The sequence below is a fragment of the Pseudomonas sp. 10B238 genome (genome assembly GCF_000970615.1).
Classification (GTDB): Bacteria; Pseudomonadota; Gammaproteobacteria; order Pseudomonadales; family Pseudomonadaceae; genus Stutzerimonas.
Genome location: NZ_KQ033938.1, coordinates 1 through 18353, shown reverse-complemented (window position 1 = coordinate 18353; position 18353 = coordinate 1). Strand labels below are relative to the sequence as shown.

Here is an 18353-nt window from a genome sequence, read left to right as displayed (position 1 = left end):
GTTCACCTGAGTCGATTGGGCGCGCGATTATAGAGGTGCGCGGGTTAATTGGGGACGTGTCTAGTTGACTCGAGCCATGGGACTGGGTTCGGTACGCAGGTCGGATTGCTGCGGCGGGGTCACGTGCCTTGAAGAAGGCGGGGCGCTCGCACGTGGAGCAGGCATTAGCTGACGGTGCTGCCTCCAGGACGACAGACATCGGTTGGAACGGTGGCTTGCCAAGCGCCGCGTGTTGCGCGCGACGCTTGGCAGAGACCATCGGGTCGGTAGTAAACGAGTCGCCAGCAGTTGCTAGCGAACCTTGCCTTCGGTTAGCTCCAACGGCTCCTTGTCGAAATCATCCACGCTGATGACCTTCCGGCGTGCCGCCTCTGCAGCGGTGAGCTGCTGCGCTTCGGCGGCATCCAGTACGCCAGCCGCGAGGGCGGCGCTGATCGGATCCTCGCCTGCAGTGGGCTTGAAATCGCCCGCCTTGAGCGCTTTGTGCAGCTTCTTCTGCAGTGGCTGCGCGGCCGCCAGGGTGTCGAACGCGTCTCGTAGCGCCCCCAAGGCTTCGTCGCTACCCTGTGGACGGTAAACGCCCTCCAGGATCTGCTCCAAGGCGGGATCGCCTTCCGGGCGCCCGAGAATGCCAGCGACTTCGGTATCCAGCTCATCTGACGGTCCTTTGTGGCGAGCGCCAAAGGGAAACACCAATACCTTCAATAGACCGCCAAGCAGGCGGTTGGGGAAGTTTGACAGCGTGTCGGCGAGGGCTTGCTCGGCTTTGCACAGGCAGTCTTCCATCGCCCAGCGCAGTAGCGGCGCTTGCTCAGCCGGATGACCAAGGTCGTGGTAACGCTTGAGCGCTGCGGATGCCAGATACAGGTGGCTGAGCACATCACCCAGGCGCGCCGAGAGCCGTTCACGGCGCTTGAGCTCGCCGCCGAGCAACATCATGGACAGGTCGGCGAGCATGGCGAACGCCGCTGCAATCCGATCTAGGGAACGGAAATACGGGCGGGTCAGTTCGTTGCCCGGCGCCTTCCCGAACAGTCCGAAGGTCAGGCCAAGTACCAGTGTGCTAGCCGTGTTGCTGACGGCGAAACCGATGTGCTGCATCAGCAGCGTATCGAACTTCTTGATGGCAGCATCGCGGTCAGGCTCATGAACCAGCTCCATTTCGCGAAGCACGAATGGATGGCAGCGGATTGCGCCTTGGCCGAAGATCATCAGGTTACGCGAGAGAATATTTGCCCCTTCGACCGTAATCGAAATGGGCGCCGACAACCACATGCGGCCGAGGTAGTTGTTCGGTCCCATGATGATGCCCTTGCCGCCGTGGATATCCATGGCGTCGGTTATGCACTCGCGGCCGCGCTCGGTGAGGTGATATTTGAGGATGGCCGAAAGCACCGACGGCTTTTCTCCCAGGTCGACCGCGTTGGCGGTCAGAATCCGCGCGCTGTCCATCAACCAGGCATTGCCGCCGATTCGCGCAAGCGGTTCCTGGATACCTTCGAATGCTGACAGCGGTACGTTGAATTGCTCGCGGATCTGCGCGTATCGCCCGCTGACGTAGCTGCAGGTTTTGGCCGCACTGGCACCGGTAGCCGGTAGTGAAATCGAACGCCCGACCGAGAGGCAGTTCATCAGCATCATCCAGCCTTTGCCGATCATGTCGCGCCCGCCAATGATCGCTTCCAGAGGCACGAACACATCTTTACCCCAGTTCGGGCCGTTCATGAACGCGGCGCCAAGGGGCAGGTGACGGCGGCCGATTTCGACGCCAGCGGTATCGGTCGGAATCAGCGCCAGGCTGATGCCCAGTTCTTCCTCGTCCCCTAGCAGGTGCTCCGGGTCGTAAGTCTTGAAGGCGACACCGAGTAGCGTGGCGACCGGACCGAGGGTGATGTAGCGCTTCTCCCAGTTCAGACGCAGCCCGAGCACTTCTTCGCCTTCCCATTGGCCGCGACAGATCACGCCACTGTCGTTCATCGCGCCGGCGTCGGAGCCGGCGTAGGGCCCGGTCAGGGCGAAGCAGGGTATGTCAGTGCCATTGGCCAGACGTGGCAGGTAATGGTTGCGCTGCTCGTCGGTGCCGTAGTGCATCAACAGCTCGGCCGGGCCGAGAGAGTTCGGCACCATTACGGTGGTCGCCAGGTCGCCGCTGCGGGTGGCCAGCTTCATGACGATCTGTGAGTGGGCGTAGGCTGAAAAGCCTTTGCCGCCGTATTCCTTGGGAATGATGAGCGCAAAGAAGCCTTCTGCCTTGATGTAATCCCACGCTTCCTGAGGGAGGTCCATGCGCTGGCCGATCTCCCAGTCGCTGACCATGGCGCATAGGGTTTCCGTCGGACCATCGACGAAGGCTTGTTCTTCCTCGGTAAGCACCGCCTTTGGATAGCCGAGCAGCACGTCCCAATCCGGTTTGCCGCTGAACAACTGTCCGTCCCACCAGACCGTGCCAGCGTCAATGGCATCACGCTCGGTGTCGGAGATAGGCGGCAGGACCTTCTTGAACCAGTCGAACATGGGGCCGCTGAAATACTTGATGCGCAGATCGGCCACCAGTAAAGGCACCGCGAAGGCAATCAGCACCAGCCAGAGGATGACCATCAGCCAGGCCGGCGTCTCCTCGGCCGCGCCCATAAGAACCAGATAAGCCGCAACGATAGCCAGCGCGGGGGCGGGGGAAACCCGTAAGTGAGCGATCACGGCGATGCCGATGAGTAACACGAGCAGCCAGAGCAGGGTCATGTGGTTTTCCTTGTTAGTCGAATGGCGTCCTTCTTGAGCATAGGCTTTCGAGGAGTGCAGGGTGAAGGGACAGGGCGACGCGTTTGGTTTCAGATAATGACCGGACTGCAACAGGGGAGTTCGAATGTGACCGCTCCGCGCGACCCTGTTTATTCGCCAGTGCGCATTGGCTACCGACCGCCGTTTTGGTTTCGGCGTTGCAATTACCCCGGTGTGCCCTTATCTATTCTGAATCTCTCTGCGTTGTGTGCATTCTTATATGACTACTGCTCTGTCCATTCGGCAGTTGACCAAGGTTTACGGAAACGGCTTCGAGGCCCTCAAGGGCATTGACCTGGACGTGGCTGAAGGCGATTTTTTTGCCTTGCTGGGCCCCAACGGCGCCGGCAAGTCCACCACTATCGGCATCCTGTCCACGCTGGTGAACAAGACCGGCGGCACAGTCAACGTGTTCGGTCACGACCTTGACCGCGACCCGTCCGGGCTCAAGCGTTGCCTGGGTGTGGTGCCACAGGAATTCAACTTCAACCAGTTCGAGAAGGCATTCGACATTCTCGTCACCCAGGCCGGTTACTACGGCATTCCGGCAAAAGTCGCCAAGGAACGCGCCGAGCAGTACCTCAACCAGCTGGGGCTGTGGGACAAGCGCGATGTGTCCTCGCGCATGCTGTCTGGCGGCATGAAGCGGCGCCTGATGATCGCCCGCGCGCTGATTCACCGGCCGCGGCTGCTGATTCTCGACGAGCCGACCGCGGGCGTCGATATCGAGCTGCGCCGCTCTATGTGGTCGTTCCTCACCGAACTGAACCGTGAAGGCATCACCATCATCCTCACCACGCATTATCTGGAAGAGGCTGAACAACTGTGCCGCAATATCGGGATCATCGATCGCGGCAATATCGTCAGGAACACCAGCATGCGCGAGCTGCTCAAGCAGCTGCATGTCGAAACCTTTCTGCTCGATCTCAAGGAATCACAGCTGGTGCCGCCCGAGTTGGGCAACTACCCGGCACGCCTGGTCGATCACCACACCCTTGAGGTGCAGGTGGACAAGAGCCAGGGCGTGACCGATCTGTTCCGTATGCTTTCAGCGCAAGGGATCGAAGTGTTGAGCCTTCGCAACAAGACCAATCGGCTTGAAGAACTGTTCGTCTCCATGGTGGAAAACAACCTGCCGCAGGGGGCCAAATGAACGCAGAATTTCGGCCCAATCTGGTTGCCCTGCAGACCATCGTCCATCGCGAAATCCGCCGCTACACACGCATCTGGCCGCAGACGTTATTACCCCCGGCGATCACCATGATCCTGTACTTCGTCATCTTCGGAAATCTCATCGGGGCGCGAATCGGCGAGATGGATGGCTTCACGTACATGGAGTACATCGTGCCGGGGCTGATCATGATGTCGGTGATCACCAACTCTTATAGCAACGTGGTTTCCAGCTTCTTCAGCAGCAAGTTCCAGCGATCCATTGAAGAGCTGCTGGTTTCGCCGGTGTCACCTCACGTGATTCTGATCGGCTTCGCCCTCGGCGGTATTACCCGCGGGCTAGCGGTTGCGTTTATCGTGACGCTGCTGTCGATGTTCTTCACTGATCTGCAGGTGCATCATCTAGGCGTCACGCTTCTCGTGATTACGCTGACCTCGACGATCTTCGCGCTGGGTGGCTTCATCAATGCGGTGTTCGCGCGCAACTTCGATGACATTTCGATCATTCCAACCTTCGTGCTGACCCCGCTGACCTATCTGGGCGGCGTGTTCTATTCGATCAACCTGCTCTCGCCGTTCTGGCAGACCCTATCGCTGGCCAACCCCATCCTGCATATGGTCAATGCGTTCCGTTACGGCATTCTGGGCGTCTCGGATATCCAGATCGGCATTGCCATCAGCTTCATGGCTGTGGCGGCAGCATGCATGTACCTGTGGTGCATTCACTTGCTCAAGAGTGGCCGAGGCATGCGCCAGTAGTTTTACGTTAACGGCCGACCGTTCGGGAGCGAACGGCGGCCGGGCCATGATAAACCGGGCGGGAACCGATACACTTGCGGCCGTTTTTCGCACAGGTTTCCGCCATGCAGCACCCCGCCGAACTATCCCCGCTGGGCAAATCCAGCGCCTATGTTGCGACCTACAGTCCTGAGCAACTCTTTCCCATCCCCCGCGCACCGAAGTGGGCCGAGCTGGGGCTGACAGCCGAAACCTTGCCCTATGGTGGCGTCGATATCTGGAACTGCTACGAGCTGTCCTGGCTGTTGCCGTCTGGCAAACCAGTGGTAGCCATTGGTGAGTTCAGCATTCCTGCCGACTCGCCCAACATCATCGAATCCAAGTCCTTCAAGCTCTATCTGAACTCTCTGAACCAGTCGGTTTTTGAGAGCCGGCAGGCGCTCGTGGACGTTATGGCGCGGGATTTGTCAGCCGCTGCGGGTAAACCCGTCGGCGTTCGCCTGCGGAAGCTGGACGAAGTGGCTGAAGAGGGGATTGCAGCGCTAGACGGGCTCTGTATCGATGATCTGGATGTCACCATCGAAGACTATGATTCACCGCGCCCCGAGCTACTACGCAGCGACTCAGGGCGTCAGGTCGAAGAGCGCGTCTACAGCCACCTGCTGAAATCCAACTGCCCCGTCACCGGGCAACCGGACTGGGGCACAGTGGTGATCGAATATCGGGGCGCCGCGCTGGACCACGGCAGCCTGCTTGCCTATCTAGTGAGCTTTCGCCAACACGCGGACTTTCATGAACAGTGCGTTGAACGGATCTTCCTCGACTTGCAGCGCGTGCTGAGACCTGATCGACTGAGCGTTCACGCACGCTATGTGCGTCGCGGCGGGCTGGATATCAATCCGTACCGCAGCACTCACGACGTATTGCCAGACAATGGTCGGCAGGTTCGGCAATAAACGCTGCGGTCGGAGAGCGTGGACCCATCCACGCTCTGATAGCTTGAGCAGGTTTCGCTCAGATACCCATGTTCGCCAATGTTTGCATGATGTTGCGCAGCGTCATGGCGGTGTTGGGATGGCTGACTTCGAAACGCTCGACCGCCAGGTTGACGCCGTCGACCAGTGAGTCGTTCTGGTGATCGACTACGCCCTGGTTGGCCAGGCGCAGCTCGATGTCCTGAGCAATCAGTTGGAGCGACGCGCGCTCTTCTTCTGTAAGCGGAGCGTCCGAGGCTAGTTGACTACGCAGCTCCGCAAGCTGTGACTGCAGATCATGTTCCGGCATATTTCATCCCTCTGTGATTTTTTCGGGGCCAGCTTCCGCCAAGGCACGATGAGATCAGGTTAAACCAGCGGCCCAGCCTTGTCGTTGATTTGATTGGGTAGAATGCGGTGAAGTTCGCCGCTACTGATCCGCATGTCTGCCTGCTGCCGGGAGCGGTGTGATTAGATTTATACTGCTGCGCTTTGATGGGCAGCCACCCGCATACGAATAAAGGAGAAGCCTGCGATGCGATTGATCAGCAAGGATTGGGTAGAGAACTTCACTGTTGCCTTCGTCGTTGTGCTGGGGATGTTCGGCGCTTCGTCAGTGCAGGCAGCCGAGGAGGATCCTTGGGAAGGCGTCAACCGGGCGATCTTTACCTTCAACGACAAGGTCGATACCTATACGCTCAAGCCGCTTGCGCAGGGCTATCAGAAGATCACGCCAAACGTCCTCGAGGATGGCATTGGCAACATATTCAGCAATCTAGGCGACGTCGTGGTGCTGACCAATGACCTGCTGCAGGGCAAGGTCCGTGACGCTGGGATCGATACCAGTCGCATCCTGTTCAACAGCACCTTTGGCGTACTGGGTTTCTTTGACGTCGCGACCCGTATGGGCTTGCAGAAGAATGATGAGGACTTCGGGCAGACGTTGGGCGCCTGGGGGCTGGGCAGTGGGCCGTATGTGGTTTTGCCCCTGCTGGGGCCGAGCACCGTGCGCGATGCGGCAGGACGCGTACCCGATTCGTTGCTGCAGCCATATCCGTACATGGACCATGTGCCGACACGCAATGTGACGCGAGCCGTCAACGTTGTCGACCTGCGTGCCGATTTGCTCTCGGCAGAAAAAATGATCACTGGCGACCGGTATATCTTCGTGCGCAACGCTTATCTGCAGAACCGCGAATTCCGCACGCAGGATGGTCAGGTCGAAGACGACTTCTAACCGTCGCTCGGACCGCATTGGCTCGGCCAGTGCGGTCCGTCCGCCTCGTCACGCCACGGCCATGCCAAGGCGTTCGCGTCAAACAATTCTCAGCTCATCGAAAGGATGGCCAGGCCTAGACTTTGCCGTCCATCCTCCTGCATGCCGACCCGCACCACTTCTGCTTCAGCGTCCAGGCCCTTCAGTTCGCTGTGCTCCGAGGGGATGTGCACATGGACTTTGTCACCCATCTGCAAGCGGGTCGCTGCGACCACCTGCATCCCCGTGCTGGAAAGGTCCAGGCAGGTTGCCTCGTAGTGCTGGTCACCCTGCGTCAGGGTGATTGCGGTCTCGACATTCATGCGAATGAAGTCGCGTTTTTCACTGTAGTCTCGATCTCGCTGAGTCATTGTTTCGTCCTCTGAGTTCTTGTTTCGTCGGTTCTTATAACGCCCGTCAATTCCGCCTGTAAAGGACAGACGCAGGGACCGCGCCTGGCTTGAAACACAGATCGTATGGGAGTACCGTCTGCGCCTTGAAAAGATCCCATGCCCAGCGCGCGCGCAGGGCCGATGCTTTCGCCAATCATCCTGGCGATACCGCCTGGTAGGAACATGCATAACCCAAGCGCGACGCTGCTGATCATAGATGACGACGATGTGGTACGAGCCAGCCTGGCTGCCTATCTGGATGACAGCGGTTTCAAGGTCCTGCAGGCGCCTAACGGACCGCGTGGAGTGGAGCTGTTCGACGCGGAACACCCTGACCTGGTAATTTGCGATCTGCGCATGCCGCAAATGGATGGTCTTGAGCTGATCCGGCTTATCAGTGAGCGCCAGGCTGACCTTCCGGTCATCGTGGTCTCAGGTGCAGGTGTGATGAGCGATGCCGTCGAGGCTCTGCGATTGGGCGCAGCTGATTATTTGATCAAGCCCCTCGAAGATCTGGCGATGCTCGAACACTCTGTCCGTCGAGCGCTCGATCGTTCGCGCTTGCGTCTGGAGAACAGGCGCTACCGCGAGCAGCTGGAAACGGCTAACCGCGACCTGCAGGCGAGCTTGCATCTGTTGCAGGAAGATCAAGATGCCGGCCGGCAGGTGCAGATGAACATGCTGCCGGTCACGCCCTGCAACCTCGACGAATTTCAGTTCGCCCATCAGATCATCCCCTCGCTCTACCTCTCAGGTGATTTCGTCGATTATTTTCGCGTCGACGAGCACCGCATTGGCTTCTATCTGGCGGATGTGTCTGGCCATGGCGCCTCCTCTGCATTCGTCACGGTCCTGTTGAAGTTCATGACCACGCGCCTGCTCTACGAATCCCGGCGGGGCAGAGCGCTGCGCGCGTTCAAGCCGTCCGAGGTGCTTGACCACATCAATCGTGGGCTGATCAATTGCAAACTCGGCAAGCACGTCACGATGCTGGGCGGCGTGATCGATCAGGAACGCAACCTGCTGCATTACAGTATCGGTGGCCACCTTCCGATGCCGGTGATATACGCTGACGGCGTCGCCAAGTATCTCGAAGGGAAAGGTCTACCGGTCGGTTTGTTCGTCGAAGCGACCTATGATAATTACGAGATAGAGTTGCCTGAATCTTTCAGCCTGACGCTACTTTCCGATGGCATTTTGGACCTTTTGCCGGGCGACACCCTCAAAGATAAAGAGGCTGGGCTGCCCGGTTTGATTCGCGAAGCAGGCGGCACGCTGGGCGGGCTACAGCGGGTTTTGGGCCTAGCCGATCTAGAGGACATGCCCGATGACATCGCGTTGTTGGTACTGAGCAGGAACCTTGCATGAGCACTGGTAAAATCCAGTTTGCTGAGCAGAACGGTACATTCGTTCTTAAGTTCGTCGGTGAGATTCGCCTGACACTTTGCTCGGCGCTGGACGCAACGATCGAGAAGATCTTTTCGTCACGCAATTTCTCATCGATCGTTATCGACCTCACCGAAAGCCGTAGCATCGACAGCACGACGCTAGGCCTGCTCGCCAAACTTTCCATACTTTCGCGGCAGAAGATCGGCATGCTGCCGACATTGGTCACCACTCACGCAGACATTACGCGTCTTCTGCAATCGATGGGCTTCGATCAGGTCTTCAACATTGTCGACCAACCGTTGCCGTCGCCTGAGCAACTGGCCGACCTGCCAAGCCAGGATCAGTCTGAGGAAGTCGTGAAAGACAAGGTACTTGAGGCGCACCGCATTCTGATGAGCCTCAACGAATCCAACCGCGAGGCCTTTCGCGACCTCGTGACGGCGTTGGAGCGGTCCTGAACTACAGCTTCGTTGGTAGGAGCGCTTCGAGCTTTTCCTGATCCCTCGCGAACTGCCGAATCCCCTCGGCCAGCTTCTCAGTCGCCATTGGATCTTCGTTCAATCCCCAGCGGAAGCTGCGTTCATCCAGCGTAATGCGTGGCTCGGACTTGCGGCCCGGTGACAGCTTGCGCTCCAGAGTGCCTTCCTCCTGCGCCAACTGGCTCAGCAGCTCGGGACTGATGGTCAGTCGATCACAGCCGGCAAGCGCTTCGATCTGCCCCGCATTGCGAAAGCTGGCGCCCATCACGACGGTCTCGTAACCGTGTGCCTTGTAGTAGTCGTAAATCCGGCTGACCGACTGTACGCCTGGATCTTCGTCACCGACGTAATCACGCCCTTCGGATTTTTTGTACCAGTCATAGATACGACCGACGAAGGGTGAAATTAGAAATACACCGGCCTCGGCACAGGCGACTGCCTGGGTGAAAGAGAACAGCAGCGTCAGGTTGGTCTGGATTCCCGACTTTTCTAGCTGCTCTGCGGCACGAATGCCCTCCCAGGTCGAGGCCAGTTTGATCAATACGCGGTCGCGGGATACACCGGCCTCCTCGTACAGGCCGATCAGGCGTTCGCCGCGCTGAACCATGGCCTGTGAATCGAAGGAAAGCCTTGCATCGACTTCCGTGGAGATCCGACCCGGGATCAACTTGAGCACTTCTTGACCAACCGCGACGGCGAACAGATCGCAGCCCAGGCCGATGTCGCCCTTGCAGTTGGACATAGCCGCCTGCAGGTGATCGGCGTAGCGGGGCAGGGCGGCGGCTTTGAGCAGAAGCGATGGGTTGGTGGTCGCATCAACCGGTTGGAGGCGGGCGATGGCATCGAGGTCGCCGGTGTCGGCAACCACGGTGGTGAATTGCTTGAGTTGTTCCAGCTTGGACGTCATATGGGCGCTCTATCCTTTGGTTGACGTAACTTGAATCCGTGGCCATCGCGCCATTTGGATCGGATGGTCCGGGTGGGGCAGCTGTTGGATCAAAAATGCGGTCGCGTGTTCCCGGCGACCGATTCAGTGTCCTTCGAGCAGCGCGGTCGCTTGATCGAGCAGCGCCAGTGGCTCCTTGGTTTTGTGGATGTCGACCGATAGCAACTGGCGAAAACGTCTAGCTCCTGGGAAACCCTGGCCCAGGCCTAGAACATGACGGGTAACGTGATGCATCGAGCCGCCGCTATCAAGATGATTCTGGATATAAGGGCGCATCCGTCGCAGTGCATCGGCGCGGGTGATAATCGGCTCTTGGCTGCCAAACAGCCTGGCATCAACCTGCGCTAGCAGGTAAGGATTCTGATAAGCCTCGCGTCCGAGCATTACCCCATCGAACTGCTCAAGGTGGGCTTCACATTGGTCCAGCGTCTTGATGCCGCCGTTGAGGATGATTTCCAGATCCGGGAAGTCGCGCTTCAATTGCTGCGCAACGTCATAGCGAAGGGGCGGCACCTCCCGATTCTCCTTCGGTGAGAGTCCTTCCAGAATCGCAATACGGGCATGAACGGTAAAACTGCGGCAGCCTGCCTCTCGGATCCGTCCAACGAAATCACAAAGTTCGGCATAGCTGTCGCGTCCGTTGATACCGATGCGGTGCTTGACTGTTACATCGATATCCACCGCATCTCGCATCGCTTTCACGCAATCGGCGACCAATGCCGGATAGCCCATCAGGCACGCGCCGATCAGGTTGTTCTGCACGCGGTCGCTGGGGCATCCGACGTTGAGATTCACCTCGTCATAACCAGCCGCTTCGGCCATCTTTGCGCAGATAGCGAGATCACCGGGCACGCTGCCGCCAAGCTGTAGCGCCAACGGGTACTCCGCTTCATCATGACGGAGGAAGCGGTCGGCATCGCCGTTGATCAATGCGCCGGTGGTGACCATCTCGGTATAGAGCAGGGCGTGGCTAGAAAGCTGGCGTAGAAAATACCGACAGTGCCTGTCAGTCCAATCCATCATTGGCGCAACGGAGAATCGGCGCGGTAGTTGAGAGGGTCTGGTAACGGGCTTGTAGCTAGCGTTCATGCGGCTTTCCGGCTGAGTCTTTCGGACGCGCTCTAGCTGTTTCAACACGTTTATGCCGGGTGGCTGTGGCGAAATAGCGACCATCAGAGCGCGTTGCAGGCCGACTGGAGTATCTGCTCAACCAGTCGCCTCGAAAAAAGGCTGGCAAGTTTATCAGGAGAGCGAGCGCTTCGTGCGCCAGGCTGCCCTGCGGCGTTATCGATTGAGCTCTGCAAAGGGCTGGACGCCACGGCATTGTCCCGTATGTCTTTACTGAGCCGTTGTTCTGCGATGCATTTGAAAGTTGAACACCGACCCTGCTGAGGTCACTGAATGGTGGCGGTGGGGCGTAGGAGGTGACCGAGAAGCTCTGCGAGAAAGCCCGTCGATTAACGGGAGCTTTTCATTCCTGACGGGACATCCGAGCCTGATCAGTTTCTGCGCTGCGCCAGCACCTTTAGAACGTTACGCAGCCGCTGGTGGGGGCCGACTGGCGGACACGCACGATCCGCGCTTGTATGGCTCGAAACTCTAGGTCACTGACGGCCTGTAGCGAGGTGAGTCATGCGAGACGAAATCTTGTGGGGAACACAGGGCAATATTGGAAGGCTAGTAGCTGCGAATGATGCGAGCAGCGACGAGCCCCTTCCGGGCGATCCGGACGGTGCTAGCATCAACGATGCGCCGATGTCCGATCCAGAAGAAACGGAAGTCAACGATGACGACATCGATATGTTCGAAGACGACCCGACGATCCCAACTGAGTAGTTGAAGGAGGGTTAGGTATGGCGGCTCGGGCGGGTTCGATAGCGTAAAAAAACCGCAGTCGCTCTGGGGCTGACTGCGGTTTTGATCAGGCCGATTCAGACCTGATGATCACTTGTGTTACCGGTTGAACGCAGCGCCGGTACCGATGACGCTAGCTGACGGCAGCAGCTGGCTGATGAAGCGGTTCCAGCGAGTAATACCGGCCGGTCCAACGAACACGACGTCCTGCGGTTGCAGTGGGAAGTGTTGAGCCAGAGCGAAGGCCGCAGGGGATTCGGCATTCAGCTGGAACACTGTGGCTTTTTCAGTGGCGATATTCTCTGCGCCACGAATAACGTAAACCGCTTCGCCATCGGCGGTGTCCTGACGGATGCCGCCTGCGGTGCCGATAGCATCCATCAAGTTGAGACTGGTTGCCTTGAATGTCATGGCTTGCGGATTCACCACCTCGCCCAGAACGTAGACCTTCTTCTGATCGTTGTACGGCAGATGGAGCTGGTCGCCGTCCTTCAGATAAACCTTGTGCAGCCAGGAGTCCGGACGGTTCAGATCGTCGAGATCGAGCATGTACTCACGGCCGTCACGCTTGAGCATCAGACCGGACAGATCCGCCGTATCGGTATCGACACCGGCCTGACCAATAGCCTGCATGATGGTCATCGGAGCGGTAGTCACTTCGACTTCGCCAGCCGTATTGAATGCGCCGGAAAGCACGATGCGCTGGCTACCGAAACGCAGCAGGCTGACGTCGACTTGAGGGCTGTCGATGTAATTGGCCAGCCTTTTGGAAATATCGGAGCGAAGTTGCTCGATCGTCTTGCCAGCTGCTTCGATGTTCCCGATGTAGGGGTAGAACAGGGTGCCGTCGGGACGAACCAGGCGACCGTTAGCATCCAGTTGCTGTTGCGGGCCCGAAGGAGCGGTCAGTTCAGGATGGTCCCAGACGGTGATGTAGAGAAGGTCATTGGCGCCGATGCGGTAAGCCTCGGGCTTGAAGCTCAGTAGCTCTTGCTTGCTGGAGGTGCCTTGGTCGGAAGAGACTTCGCCCTTGAGCATTTCAGGGGTAATGCGCATCAGCTGGACGGTGCCATCTTCCGTTTCTGCGCCGTCTTTGAACTGATCGGGATCCAGGTGCTGTCCAGGAGAGAATACGCATCCCTGCAACACCAGCACGGAAGAGAAAGCGAGAGCAAATAGTGGTTTCATGGTTTCTTCATCCTTGACGGAATAGTTGTTTTTACGAAGTGAAACAGCGCAATTCACCTTTAGCTGAAGGAGCGAGCCGACACTGACTCGTCTATCGACAATCGCCAAAGCTCTTTCGGCGGTGCAACAAACGCATCCAGTCTCTGCTGTTCCTGATGCCGCTACTGCAAGCTCTGAGAGGTATACCTTCAGACTCTTTGTGAGATCGGTGCTGGATGAGCCACTGAATAGGTTCCGCTCAACCTTGGGTTAGCGTCTTTCCCGTATAGGAAGAAGGCGCTGCGTTGCTCACAGTAGCCATAGACCGCTCCGTTTCTCTGCGGTTCACGACGGATGTGCATAAATGAGGCGGGGCTGCAACGCTGCCGTCGCCAAGCGAAATAGAAAATTAAAAAAGCATGCCAGTGACGGTTTCCGACATTGGTTATTGCCTGGCCAGATAAGGTTAATTGGCCACACTAAGCACGGTAGGTCGCCGAGCGAGGCACTTTTTAAACTCACTGTTTTGTGCACTTAGGGGCGAGTACCGCCATAGACCGAGATCCGCCACCTCGATGCTGGTAGTAAAAAGCTGATTAGGTCATGCGCTCGCTGCGGAGGGATGCTCGATCATCCAGCGCAGCGTCTCCTTCAATTCGATTCGGGACATGTCGCCAATCAACGAGTCCAGCTTGGCTCTGCTGCCGAACAGGTTCTTCACATCCGCGCTGCGCACGAACGCTGGGTTGACCCGGACCTCCATGCGGTGACCGGAGATGGCCGCTGCCTGTTCGAGTACGTACTCCAGCGTATAGGCTGATCCAGAACAGATATTGACGGTTTGGCCAATCGCAGCCGGTGTTTCGAGCAAGCGTCGATAGGCTTGGACAACCTGACGGACATCGCAGAAATCGCGGGCGATATCCAGATTGCCGAGCTCGATGACCGCGGCCCGACGGCGCGTGTGCGTCACGATTTTCGGAATGAGAAACTGCTCAGCCTGTCCGACGCCCGTGTAGTTGAACGGGCGGCTGACTATCAGCGGCAAACGATCCTGGTAAAGCCTCGCGAGGAACTCCATGGCAGCTTTGCTCACAGCGTAATCATTGGCGGGAGCAAAGGGCGACGACTCATCCAGGACGCCTTCGGTAGCGTTTCCATAGACGTTTGCGCTGCTGGCTAGCAGCACGCCTTCGAGTTCGGTCGCAGCGGTGGTACGTAACGCTTCCAGCAGATGGCGAGTGCCGAGCAGGTTGGCTGTGTAGATTGCATCCGCATCGCTGTGTGCGACGAACGAGACCGCCGCCAAGTGCACAACATAGGTTGGGCGTATTTCCGTCAGCAAAGCTCGTAGCAGCTCTGCATTGTTCAGTGCGCAGCAATGGACGGCTGAAATAGCCGCAGGCAGTTCGCCGACGGGTTGACGATAGCTGAGGCCATGGACCTCGTAGCCGCAGCCTGCCAGCTCTTCTGCCATGTAGCGGCCAGTAAAACCAGTGGCGCCGGTAATCAGCACTTTACGCATGATCTTCCCGATAGGATGAAATTCCAGTTTCTACGGCGATGCAAAGCCTTGGTATAGGCGTGGGATATGGCGTTACGGTTACCGTTAACGGCTCCATTTAGGGCGAGCGGTGCCGTAACGCCAACGCGGGCTCGGTGTGCCAGCAGAGCCGGCCCCAACCGCTGGGACCACGAACAGGCCGCTCCGGATCGGGTATCGGCTGGCTATCCTGCGTGGCTACCCCATCTGGGTAACCTGATCCCAGCCGAGTGCCTGATCAAGAGCGGTAAGCCGCCGGTCGAAGGCCTTAGAACGAAAAGCCCTGCTGATTGCGGCGCATATCGGCGTCAACCATCATGCGGCACAGTTGCTCGAGTGTCGTTTTAGGCTCCCAGCCCAGCACGTCCTTGGCCTTCTGCGGATCGCCGATCAGCAGGTCGACTTCTGCCGGGCGATAGAACTTCGGATTGACCCGTACAACGACCTTGCCGGTCGCTGCGTCGGTGGCTTGCTCCTGTTCGCCGGAGCCTTCCCATTGAAGTTCGACATCAACCGCCTTGAATGCCAGTGTCACGAAGTCACGCACGGTTTCGGTTCGGTTGGTTGCAAGCACGAAAACATCGGGTTCGTCCGCCTGCAGCATGCGCCACATACCTTCGACATATTCCTTGGCGAAGCCCCAATCACGTTTCGCATCGATGTTGCCGAGCTCTAGCACGTCGAGTTTGCCCAGTTTGATCTTGGCCACCGAATCGGTGATTTTCCGAGTCACGAACTCACGTCCGCGCAGGGGCGATTCATGATTGAACAAGATGCCGCTGCAGCCGAATATTCCGTATGACTCGCGGTAGTTGATCGTCATCCAGTGCGCATAGAGCTTGGCAACGCCATAAGGGCTGCGGGGATAGAACGGTGTGGTTTCGGCTTGCGGAATGGCCTGCACCTTGCCGAACATTTCCGAGGTCGAGGCTTGGTAGAAGCGGATCTTAGGATTGACGATCCTGATGGCTTCCAGCAGGTTCACGGCGCCCGCACCGGTGATGTCCAGAGTGGTCAGCGGCTGCTCGAAGGAAACCCCTACGAAGCTCTGGGCGGCGAGGTTGTACACCTCGGTTGCGCCAGTGTTCTGAAGCAACCGGATGCTGGAAGACAAGTCGGTCAGGTCATACTCAACAAGATGCAGGTTGGGGTGCTTATCGATGCCCAACTCTTCGATTCGCCAGAAATTGACTGAACTGGTGCGACGAAACGTGCCGTAGACGGTATAGCCTTTTTCCAGCAGAAGTTCTGCCAGGTAGGCGCCGTCTTGTCCTGTGATACCCGTGATGATTGCTTTCATTTTCTTCCCTGTTCGAAGATTAGTTTTCTTAGGTGCTCTTGCTTCGCTCCTGCCTGGCACGTGGCGCTGAACGGCAGCGAAGTTTTTCAATACGCTTCCAGAACTGCCGACCACTGCATTCAGTGCCCGGTGTGCTCGTAAGATGGCTTGCAATAGTTGGTCAAGACTCCTGTTTTGCTGGGCTGCCTTTCTGCCTAGAGCTTTTTTCCCGCAAAAATGCTGGCACGATATACACCGCATCCGCCCAATAGCGTTTGGCGAGCCTGCGCGGTTCCATGCACATGCGATGAAGCCATTCGAGTTTGTATTCGCGCATCCACTTCGGGGCCCGCTTGATGGTCCCCGTCGCGAAAGAAATGGAGGCGCCGATACTGAAGCCCATACCCGTGCGCTCATAGGGCTGAGTGGCTGCGGCCAGGACTTCTCCGCGCGGCGTACCCACGGCATACAGAACCAGCTCCGATGGATTTTCACGAATGAACTGCAGGCAACGCTGCACTTCTTCCGGCTTCTTTATGAAGCCCATCGGCGGGTTGTAGTGATAGAGGGAAATGCCGGGATAAAGGGCTCTGAGTTTGTCGGCTTCGGATGCCGCCGAGCCGATCAGTACAATTCGCAGCCGATCCCGGTCCGCCCATTTGAGCAGATCGAGTGTCAAATCACTGCCGGGAATAGCTTCATCCAGATGCACGCCCAGGCGACTCAACAGCGACAGCAGAATTCGGCTGTCGCAGACTCTCCAGCGCGCTTTCAAATAAGCATCACGCAGCTGTTCGTCATGTTCCAGTTGAACGAGGTGGTCAACGTTTGGCGTCACCACAAACGAATAGGGTTGCTTGACTCCCTCGCGTATGCAGGTCAATAAAGTCTTCTTATTGCCGGAAAAGAAATCTATTCCGAACGCATTAGTATCACTTGACACTCATTGCTACTCCCTTAAAGGCGCCCTTGATACCTGACCAGGCGAGGGTGGGATTTTTGTATTCCTTGACAGTTGTAACGGCCGAAAGCAGGAACGCGGAGACAATCGCGAATGCCGGGCCGTAGAAACGCTTGTTGAAACGGGTGGCTGCTCGGTTGCGGTAGTAGTGATAAAACGCTGAGCGGTTGCCCAGACTGAGTGAGCCGTAGTGATATAGGCGGCTTTCAGGGATCACTCTCGTCGAAACACCAAAGCGTTTCGCACGGTATTGCCAATCCACTTCTTCGAAATACATGAAGTAATCTTCATCCATCAAACCGATTTCTTCAGTCAAAGCGGCCGAAAACGCCAGGCTGCAGCCCATGATGTAGTCTGGAACGTGCTGAGGATTCTGTCGCTGAGACGCTTCGATGCTCTGGTCTTTTCCGAGTAATCGAGCCTTGCCAAGAATCGGATAGAGCTTTCCGCCTCCGTAGCACTCCAGTCGGCCTGTGTCCGCGCTCAATACGAGCGAGCCAACAAACTGGCGATCATTGCGCTGCAATGCTTCCAATAGCGGTGAGAAGGCATCACTGTCTACATAGGTATCGTTATTGATAACCCAGAAATACTCGGGCTGCAGGTGCTCCATTGCCCAGCGCAACCCGTAATTGTTGCCACCCGCATAACCGCTGTTGTCTGGATTACAAAGCAAAGTCACATTTGAATAAGCTTTTTCATCCAGCCAGTTTTGAAGAGCGATGGCGGAACCGTCCTGCGAATCATTGTCGATGATGACGATATGGCCAATCGTCGTGCAATGCTCGAGCAGGCTTTCAGCGCAGCTGATCGTCTCAGTAGCAGCTTTGTAGTTGAGAATAAGTGCGACGTTCATGTACTCGTTCCTTGCTGCGAAGATGGCGTGCCCGTAGAGCATGTAATACGAAAAGCATACAAATAACTGGTTGGGTATATTCGAATAGACCGTTAAGTGGCCATATCACGAAGAAGGCAAGCATCACTGCGTAGGTGAACTCCATTTCGGTGTTGATACTGCGGGCGATCCGTCGGTAGACAAACAATGTCAGCGGGACCAGCAGGAAAGTGAGAAAACCGAAGCGAAACAGCGTCCCAATGATGCCAATATCGGACAGGAAGAAGTGCTCACCGAAATAGGGGATAAAGCCGTCCTGCCACATAAGCGACAAAGATCCGCTGGGTAGCCAGTTAACCAGGCTCAAATGACTGAAGACGGAGGCGATCGTATGGGGGCGCACGCCATCCTCCACGTCGCCGTCTAGGCTGTTCTCATAGAACTCGATGTTTAGGCCGAGGACTTCAAGAAGCTCTGGATAAAAAAACAACGGCGACAACAGCACGCAAAGCGAGGCAGCCCAGATAATTGCCTTGGCCCTCAATGAGAACAATGTGAATGCTAGGGAACGTCTGAAAAAGACTTTCTAAAAC

Annotated in this window: 17 protein-coding genes and 1 pseudogene; 7 read left to right on the top strand and 11 right to left on the bottom strand. The window is 57.3% G+C overall.

The window, feature by feature from the left end; genetic code table 11:
• Nucleotides 1-291 precede the first annotated feature (291 nt).
• On the bottom strand, nt 292-2739 hold the full coding sequence (locus RT21_RS17480; RefSeq protein ID WP_046163745.1) for an acyl-CoA dehydrogenase: 2448 nt from the start codon (nt 2737-2739) through the stop codon (nt 292-294).
• A 259-nt stretch (nt 2740-2998) separates the two neighbouring features.
• Here RT21_RS17480 and RT21_RS17475 point away from each other — a divergent pair, with 259 nt between their 5' ends.
• The 3 genes from RT21_RS17475 to queF all read left to right on the top strand — a co-directional run bounded on the left by RT21_RS17475 (nt 2999) and on the right by queF (nt 5642).
• Nucleotides 2999-3931 carry an ABC transporter ATP-binding protein gene (locus tag RT21_RS17475; RefSeq protein WP_045428189.1) on the top strand — a complete coding sequence of 311 codons (933 nt, stop codon included), beginning with the start codon at nt 2999-3001 and terminating at the stop codon, nt 3929-3931.
• Complete coding sequence (locus tag RT21_RS17470) at nt 3928-4707, top strand: ABC transporter permease (RefSeq protein WP_046163744.1); 780 nt, start codon at nt 3928-3930, stop codon at nt 4705-4707. The genes RT21_RS17475 and RT21_RS17470 overlap by 4 nt, the downstream gene beginning before the upstream one ends.
• A 104-nt stretch (nt 4708-4811) precedes the next feature.
• A complete protein-coding gene (gene queF / locus RT21_RS17465; RefSeq protein ID WP_046163743.1) occupies nt 4812-5642 on the top strand; it encodes an NADPH-dependent 7-cyano-7-deazaguanine reductase QueF in 831 nt (276 codons plus the stop codon).
• Nucleotides 5643-5700: 58 nt separating this feature from the next.
• Here queF and RT21_RS17460 read toward each other — a convergent pair whose 3' ends face one another.
• The gene (locus RT21_RS17460; RefSeq protein ID WP_045428181.1) at nt 5701-5970 is read right to left on the bottom strand and encodes a DUF4404 family protein; all 270 of its coding nucleotides are present in this window, start codon (nt 5968-5970) and stop codon (nt 5701-5703) included.
• A gap of 288 nt (nt 5971-6258) precedes the next feature.
• Here RT21_RS17460 and RT21_RS17455 point away from each other — a divergent pair, with 288 nt between their 5' ends.
• Nucleotides 6259-6897: an MlaA family lipoprotein gene (locus tag RT21_RS17455; RefSeq protein WP_231108069.1), complete on the top strand. Its 639-nt coding sequence runs from the start codon at nt 6259-6261 to the stop codon at nt 6895-6897.
• 89 nt (nt 6898-6986) lie between these two features.
• Here the strand turns inward: RT21_RS17455 and RT21_RS17450 are convergent, their stop codons facing one another.
• Complete coding sequence (locus RT21_RS17450) at nt 6987-7286, bottom strand: PilZ domain-containing protein (RefSeq protein ID WP_046163741.1); 300 nt, start codon at nt 7284-7286, stop codon at nt 6987-6989.
• Nucleotides 7287-7490: 204 nt separating this feature from the next.
• Here RT21_RS17450 and rssB point away from each other — a divergent pair, with 204 nt between their 5' ends.
• Complete coding sequence (rssB, locus tag RT21_RS17445; RefSeq protein WP_046163740.1) at nt 7491-8675, top strand: two-component system response regulator RssB; 1185 nt, start codon at nt 7491-7493, stop codon at nt 8673-8675.
• The gene (gene rssC, locus RT21_RS17440; RefSeq protein WP_045428169.1) at nt 8672-9154 is read left to right on the top strand and encodes an anti-sigma factor antagonist RssC; all 483 of its coding nucleotides are present in this window, start codon (nt 8672-8674) and stop codon (nt 9152-9154) included. Before rssB ends, rssC begins: the two co-directional genes overlap by 4 nt.
• A gap of 1 nt (nt 9155) precedes the next feature.
• Here rssC and tal read toward each other — a convergent pair whose 3' ends face one another.
• Complete coding sequence (gene tal / locus RT21_RS17435; RefSeq protein WP_046163739.1) at nt 9156-10082, bottom strand: transaldolase; 927 nt, start codon at nt 10080-10082, stop codon at nt 9156-9158.
• Nucleotides 10083-10205: 123 nt separating this feature from the next.
• Nucleotides 10206-11210 carry a tRNA dihydrouridine(20/20a) synthase DusA gene (dusA, locus tag RT21_RS17430; protein WP_082082175.1) on the bottom strand — a complete coding sequence of 335 codons (1005 nt, stop codon included), beginning with the start codon at nt 11208-11210 and terminating at the stop codon, nt 10206-10208.
• A gap of 543 nt (nt 11211-11753) precedes the next feature.
• Here dusA and RT21_RS17425 point away from each other — a divergent pair.
• Entirely contained in the window at nt 11754-11957 is a 204-nt protein-coding gene (locus RT21_RS17425) for a hypothetical protein (protein WP_046163737.1), read from the top strand.
• Nucleotides 11958-12074: 117 nt separating this feature from the next.
• Here the strand turns inward: RT21_RS17425 and RT21_RS17420 are convergent, their stop codons facing one another.
• From RT21_RS17420 to RT21_RS17395, 6 genes and pseudogenes are all read right to left on the bottom strand, one after another.
• On the bottom strand, nt 12075-13163 hold the full coding sequence (locus tag RT21_RS17420; RefSeq protein ID WP_046163736.1) for a polysaccharide biosynthesis/export family protein: 1089 nt from the start codon (nt 13161-13163) through the stop codon (nt 12075-12077).
• A gap of 580 nt (nt 13164-13743) precedes the next feature.
• Nucleotides 13744-14667: a GDP-mannose 4,6-dehydratase gene (locus RT21_RS17415; protein ID WP_082082174.1), complete on the bottom strand. Its 924-nt coding sequence runs from the start codon at nt 14665-14667 to the stop codon at nt 13744-13746.
• A 286-nt stretch (nt 14668-14953) separates the two neighbouring features.
• A complete protein-coding gene (gmd, locus tag RT21_RS17410) occupies nt 14954-15985 on the bottom strand; it encodes a GDP-mannose 4,6-dehydratase (RefSeq protein WP_045428146.1) in 1032 nt (343 codons plus the stop codon).
• A 160-nt stretch (nt 15986-16145) separates the two neighbouring features.
• Nucleotides 16146-16907, bottom strand: coding sequence for a WecB/TagA/CpsF family glycosyltransferase (locus RT21_RS17405; RefSeq protein ID WP_046163734.1), 762 nt, complete (start codon nt 16905-16907; stop codon nt 16146-16148).
• Entirely contained in the window at nt 16897-17781 is an 885-nt protein-coding gene (locus RT21_RS17400; protein ID WP_046163733.1) for a glycosyltransferase family 2 protein, read from the bottom strand. Before RT21_RS17400 ends, RT21_RS17405 begins: the two co-directional genes overlap by 11 nt.
• Nucleotides 17741-18325: pseudogene (locus tag RT21_RS17395) on the bottom strand (hypothetical protein); the annotation flags it as partial. The gene RT21_RS17400 and the pseudogene RT21_RS17395, both read right to left, overlap by 41 nt.
• Nucleotides 18326-18353 lie beyond the last annotated feature (28 nt).

Coding starts and splice junctions, on each gene's coding strand:
- dusA (WP_082082175.1), bottom strand. CDS start 11,210: ATGAACGCTAGCTACAAGCCCGTTACCAGACCCTCTCAACTACCGCGC.
- RT21_RS17400 (WP_046163733.1), bottom strand. CDS start 17,781: ATGAACGTCGCACTTATTCTCAACTACAAAGCTGCTACTGAGACGATC.
- RT21_RS17475 (WP_045428189.1), top strand. CDS start 2,999: ATGACTACTGCTCTGTCCATTCGGCAGTTGACCAAGGTTTACGGAAAC.
- RT21_RS17470 (WP_046163744.1), top strand. CDS start 3,928: ATGAACGCAGAATTTCGGCCCAATCTGGTTGCCCTGCAGACCATCGTC.
- gmd (WP_045428146.1), bottom strand. CDS start 15,985: ATGAAAGCAATCATCACGGGTATCACAGGACAAGACGGCGCCTACCTG.
- RT21_RS17460 (WP_045428181.1), bottom strand. CDS start 5,970: ATGCCGGAACATGATCTGCAGTCACAGCTTGCGGAGCTGCGTAGTCAA.
- queF (WP_046163743.1), top strand. CDS start 4,812: ATGCAGCACCCCGCCGAACTATCCCCGCTGGGCAAATCCAGCGCCTAT.
- RT21_RS17450 (WP_046163741.1), bottom strand. CDS start 7,286: ATGACTCAGCGAGATCGAGACTACAGTGAAAAACGCGACTTCATTCGC.
- RT21_RS17425 (WP_046163737.1), top strand. CDS start 11,754: ATGCGAGACGAAATCTTGTGGGGAACACAGGGCAATATTGGAAGGCTA.
- RT21_RS17455 (WP_231108069.1), top strand. CDS start 6,259: ATGTTCGGCGCTTCGTCAGTGCAGGCAGCCGAGGAGGATCCTTGGGAA.
- rssC (WP_045428169.1), top strand. CDS start 8,672: ATGAGCACTGGTAAAATCCAGTTTGCTGAGCAGAACGGTACATTCGTT.
- RT21_RS17480 (WP_046163745.1), bottom strand. CDS start 2,739: ATGACCCTGCTCTGGCTGCTCGTGTTACTCATCGGCATCGCCGTGATC.
- rssB (WP_046163740.1), top strand. CDS start 7,491: ATGCATAACCCAAGCGCGACGCTGCTGATCATAGATGACGACGATGTG.
- tal (WP_046163739.1), bottom strand. CDS start 10,082: ATGACGTCCAAGCTGGAACAACTCAAGCAATTCACCACCGTGGTTGCC.
- RT21_RS17420 (WP_046163736.1), bottom strand. CDS start 13,163: ATGAAACCACTATTTGCTCTCGCTTTCTCTTCCGTGCTGGTGTTGCAG.
- RT21_RS17415 (WP_082082174.1), bottom strand. CDS start 14,667: ATGCGTAAAGTGCTGATTACCGGCGCCACTGGTTTTACTGGCCGCTAC.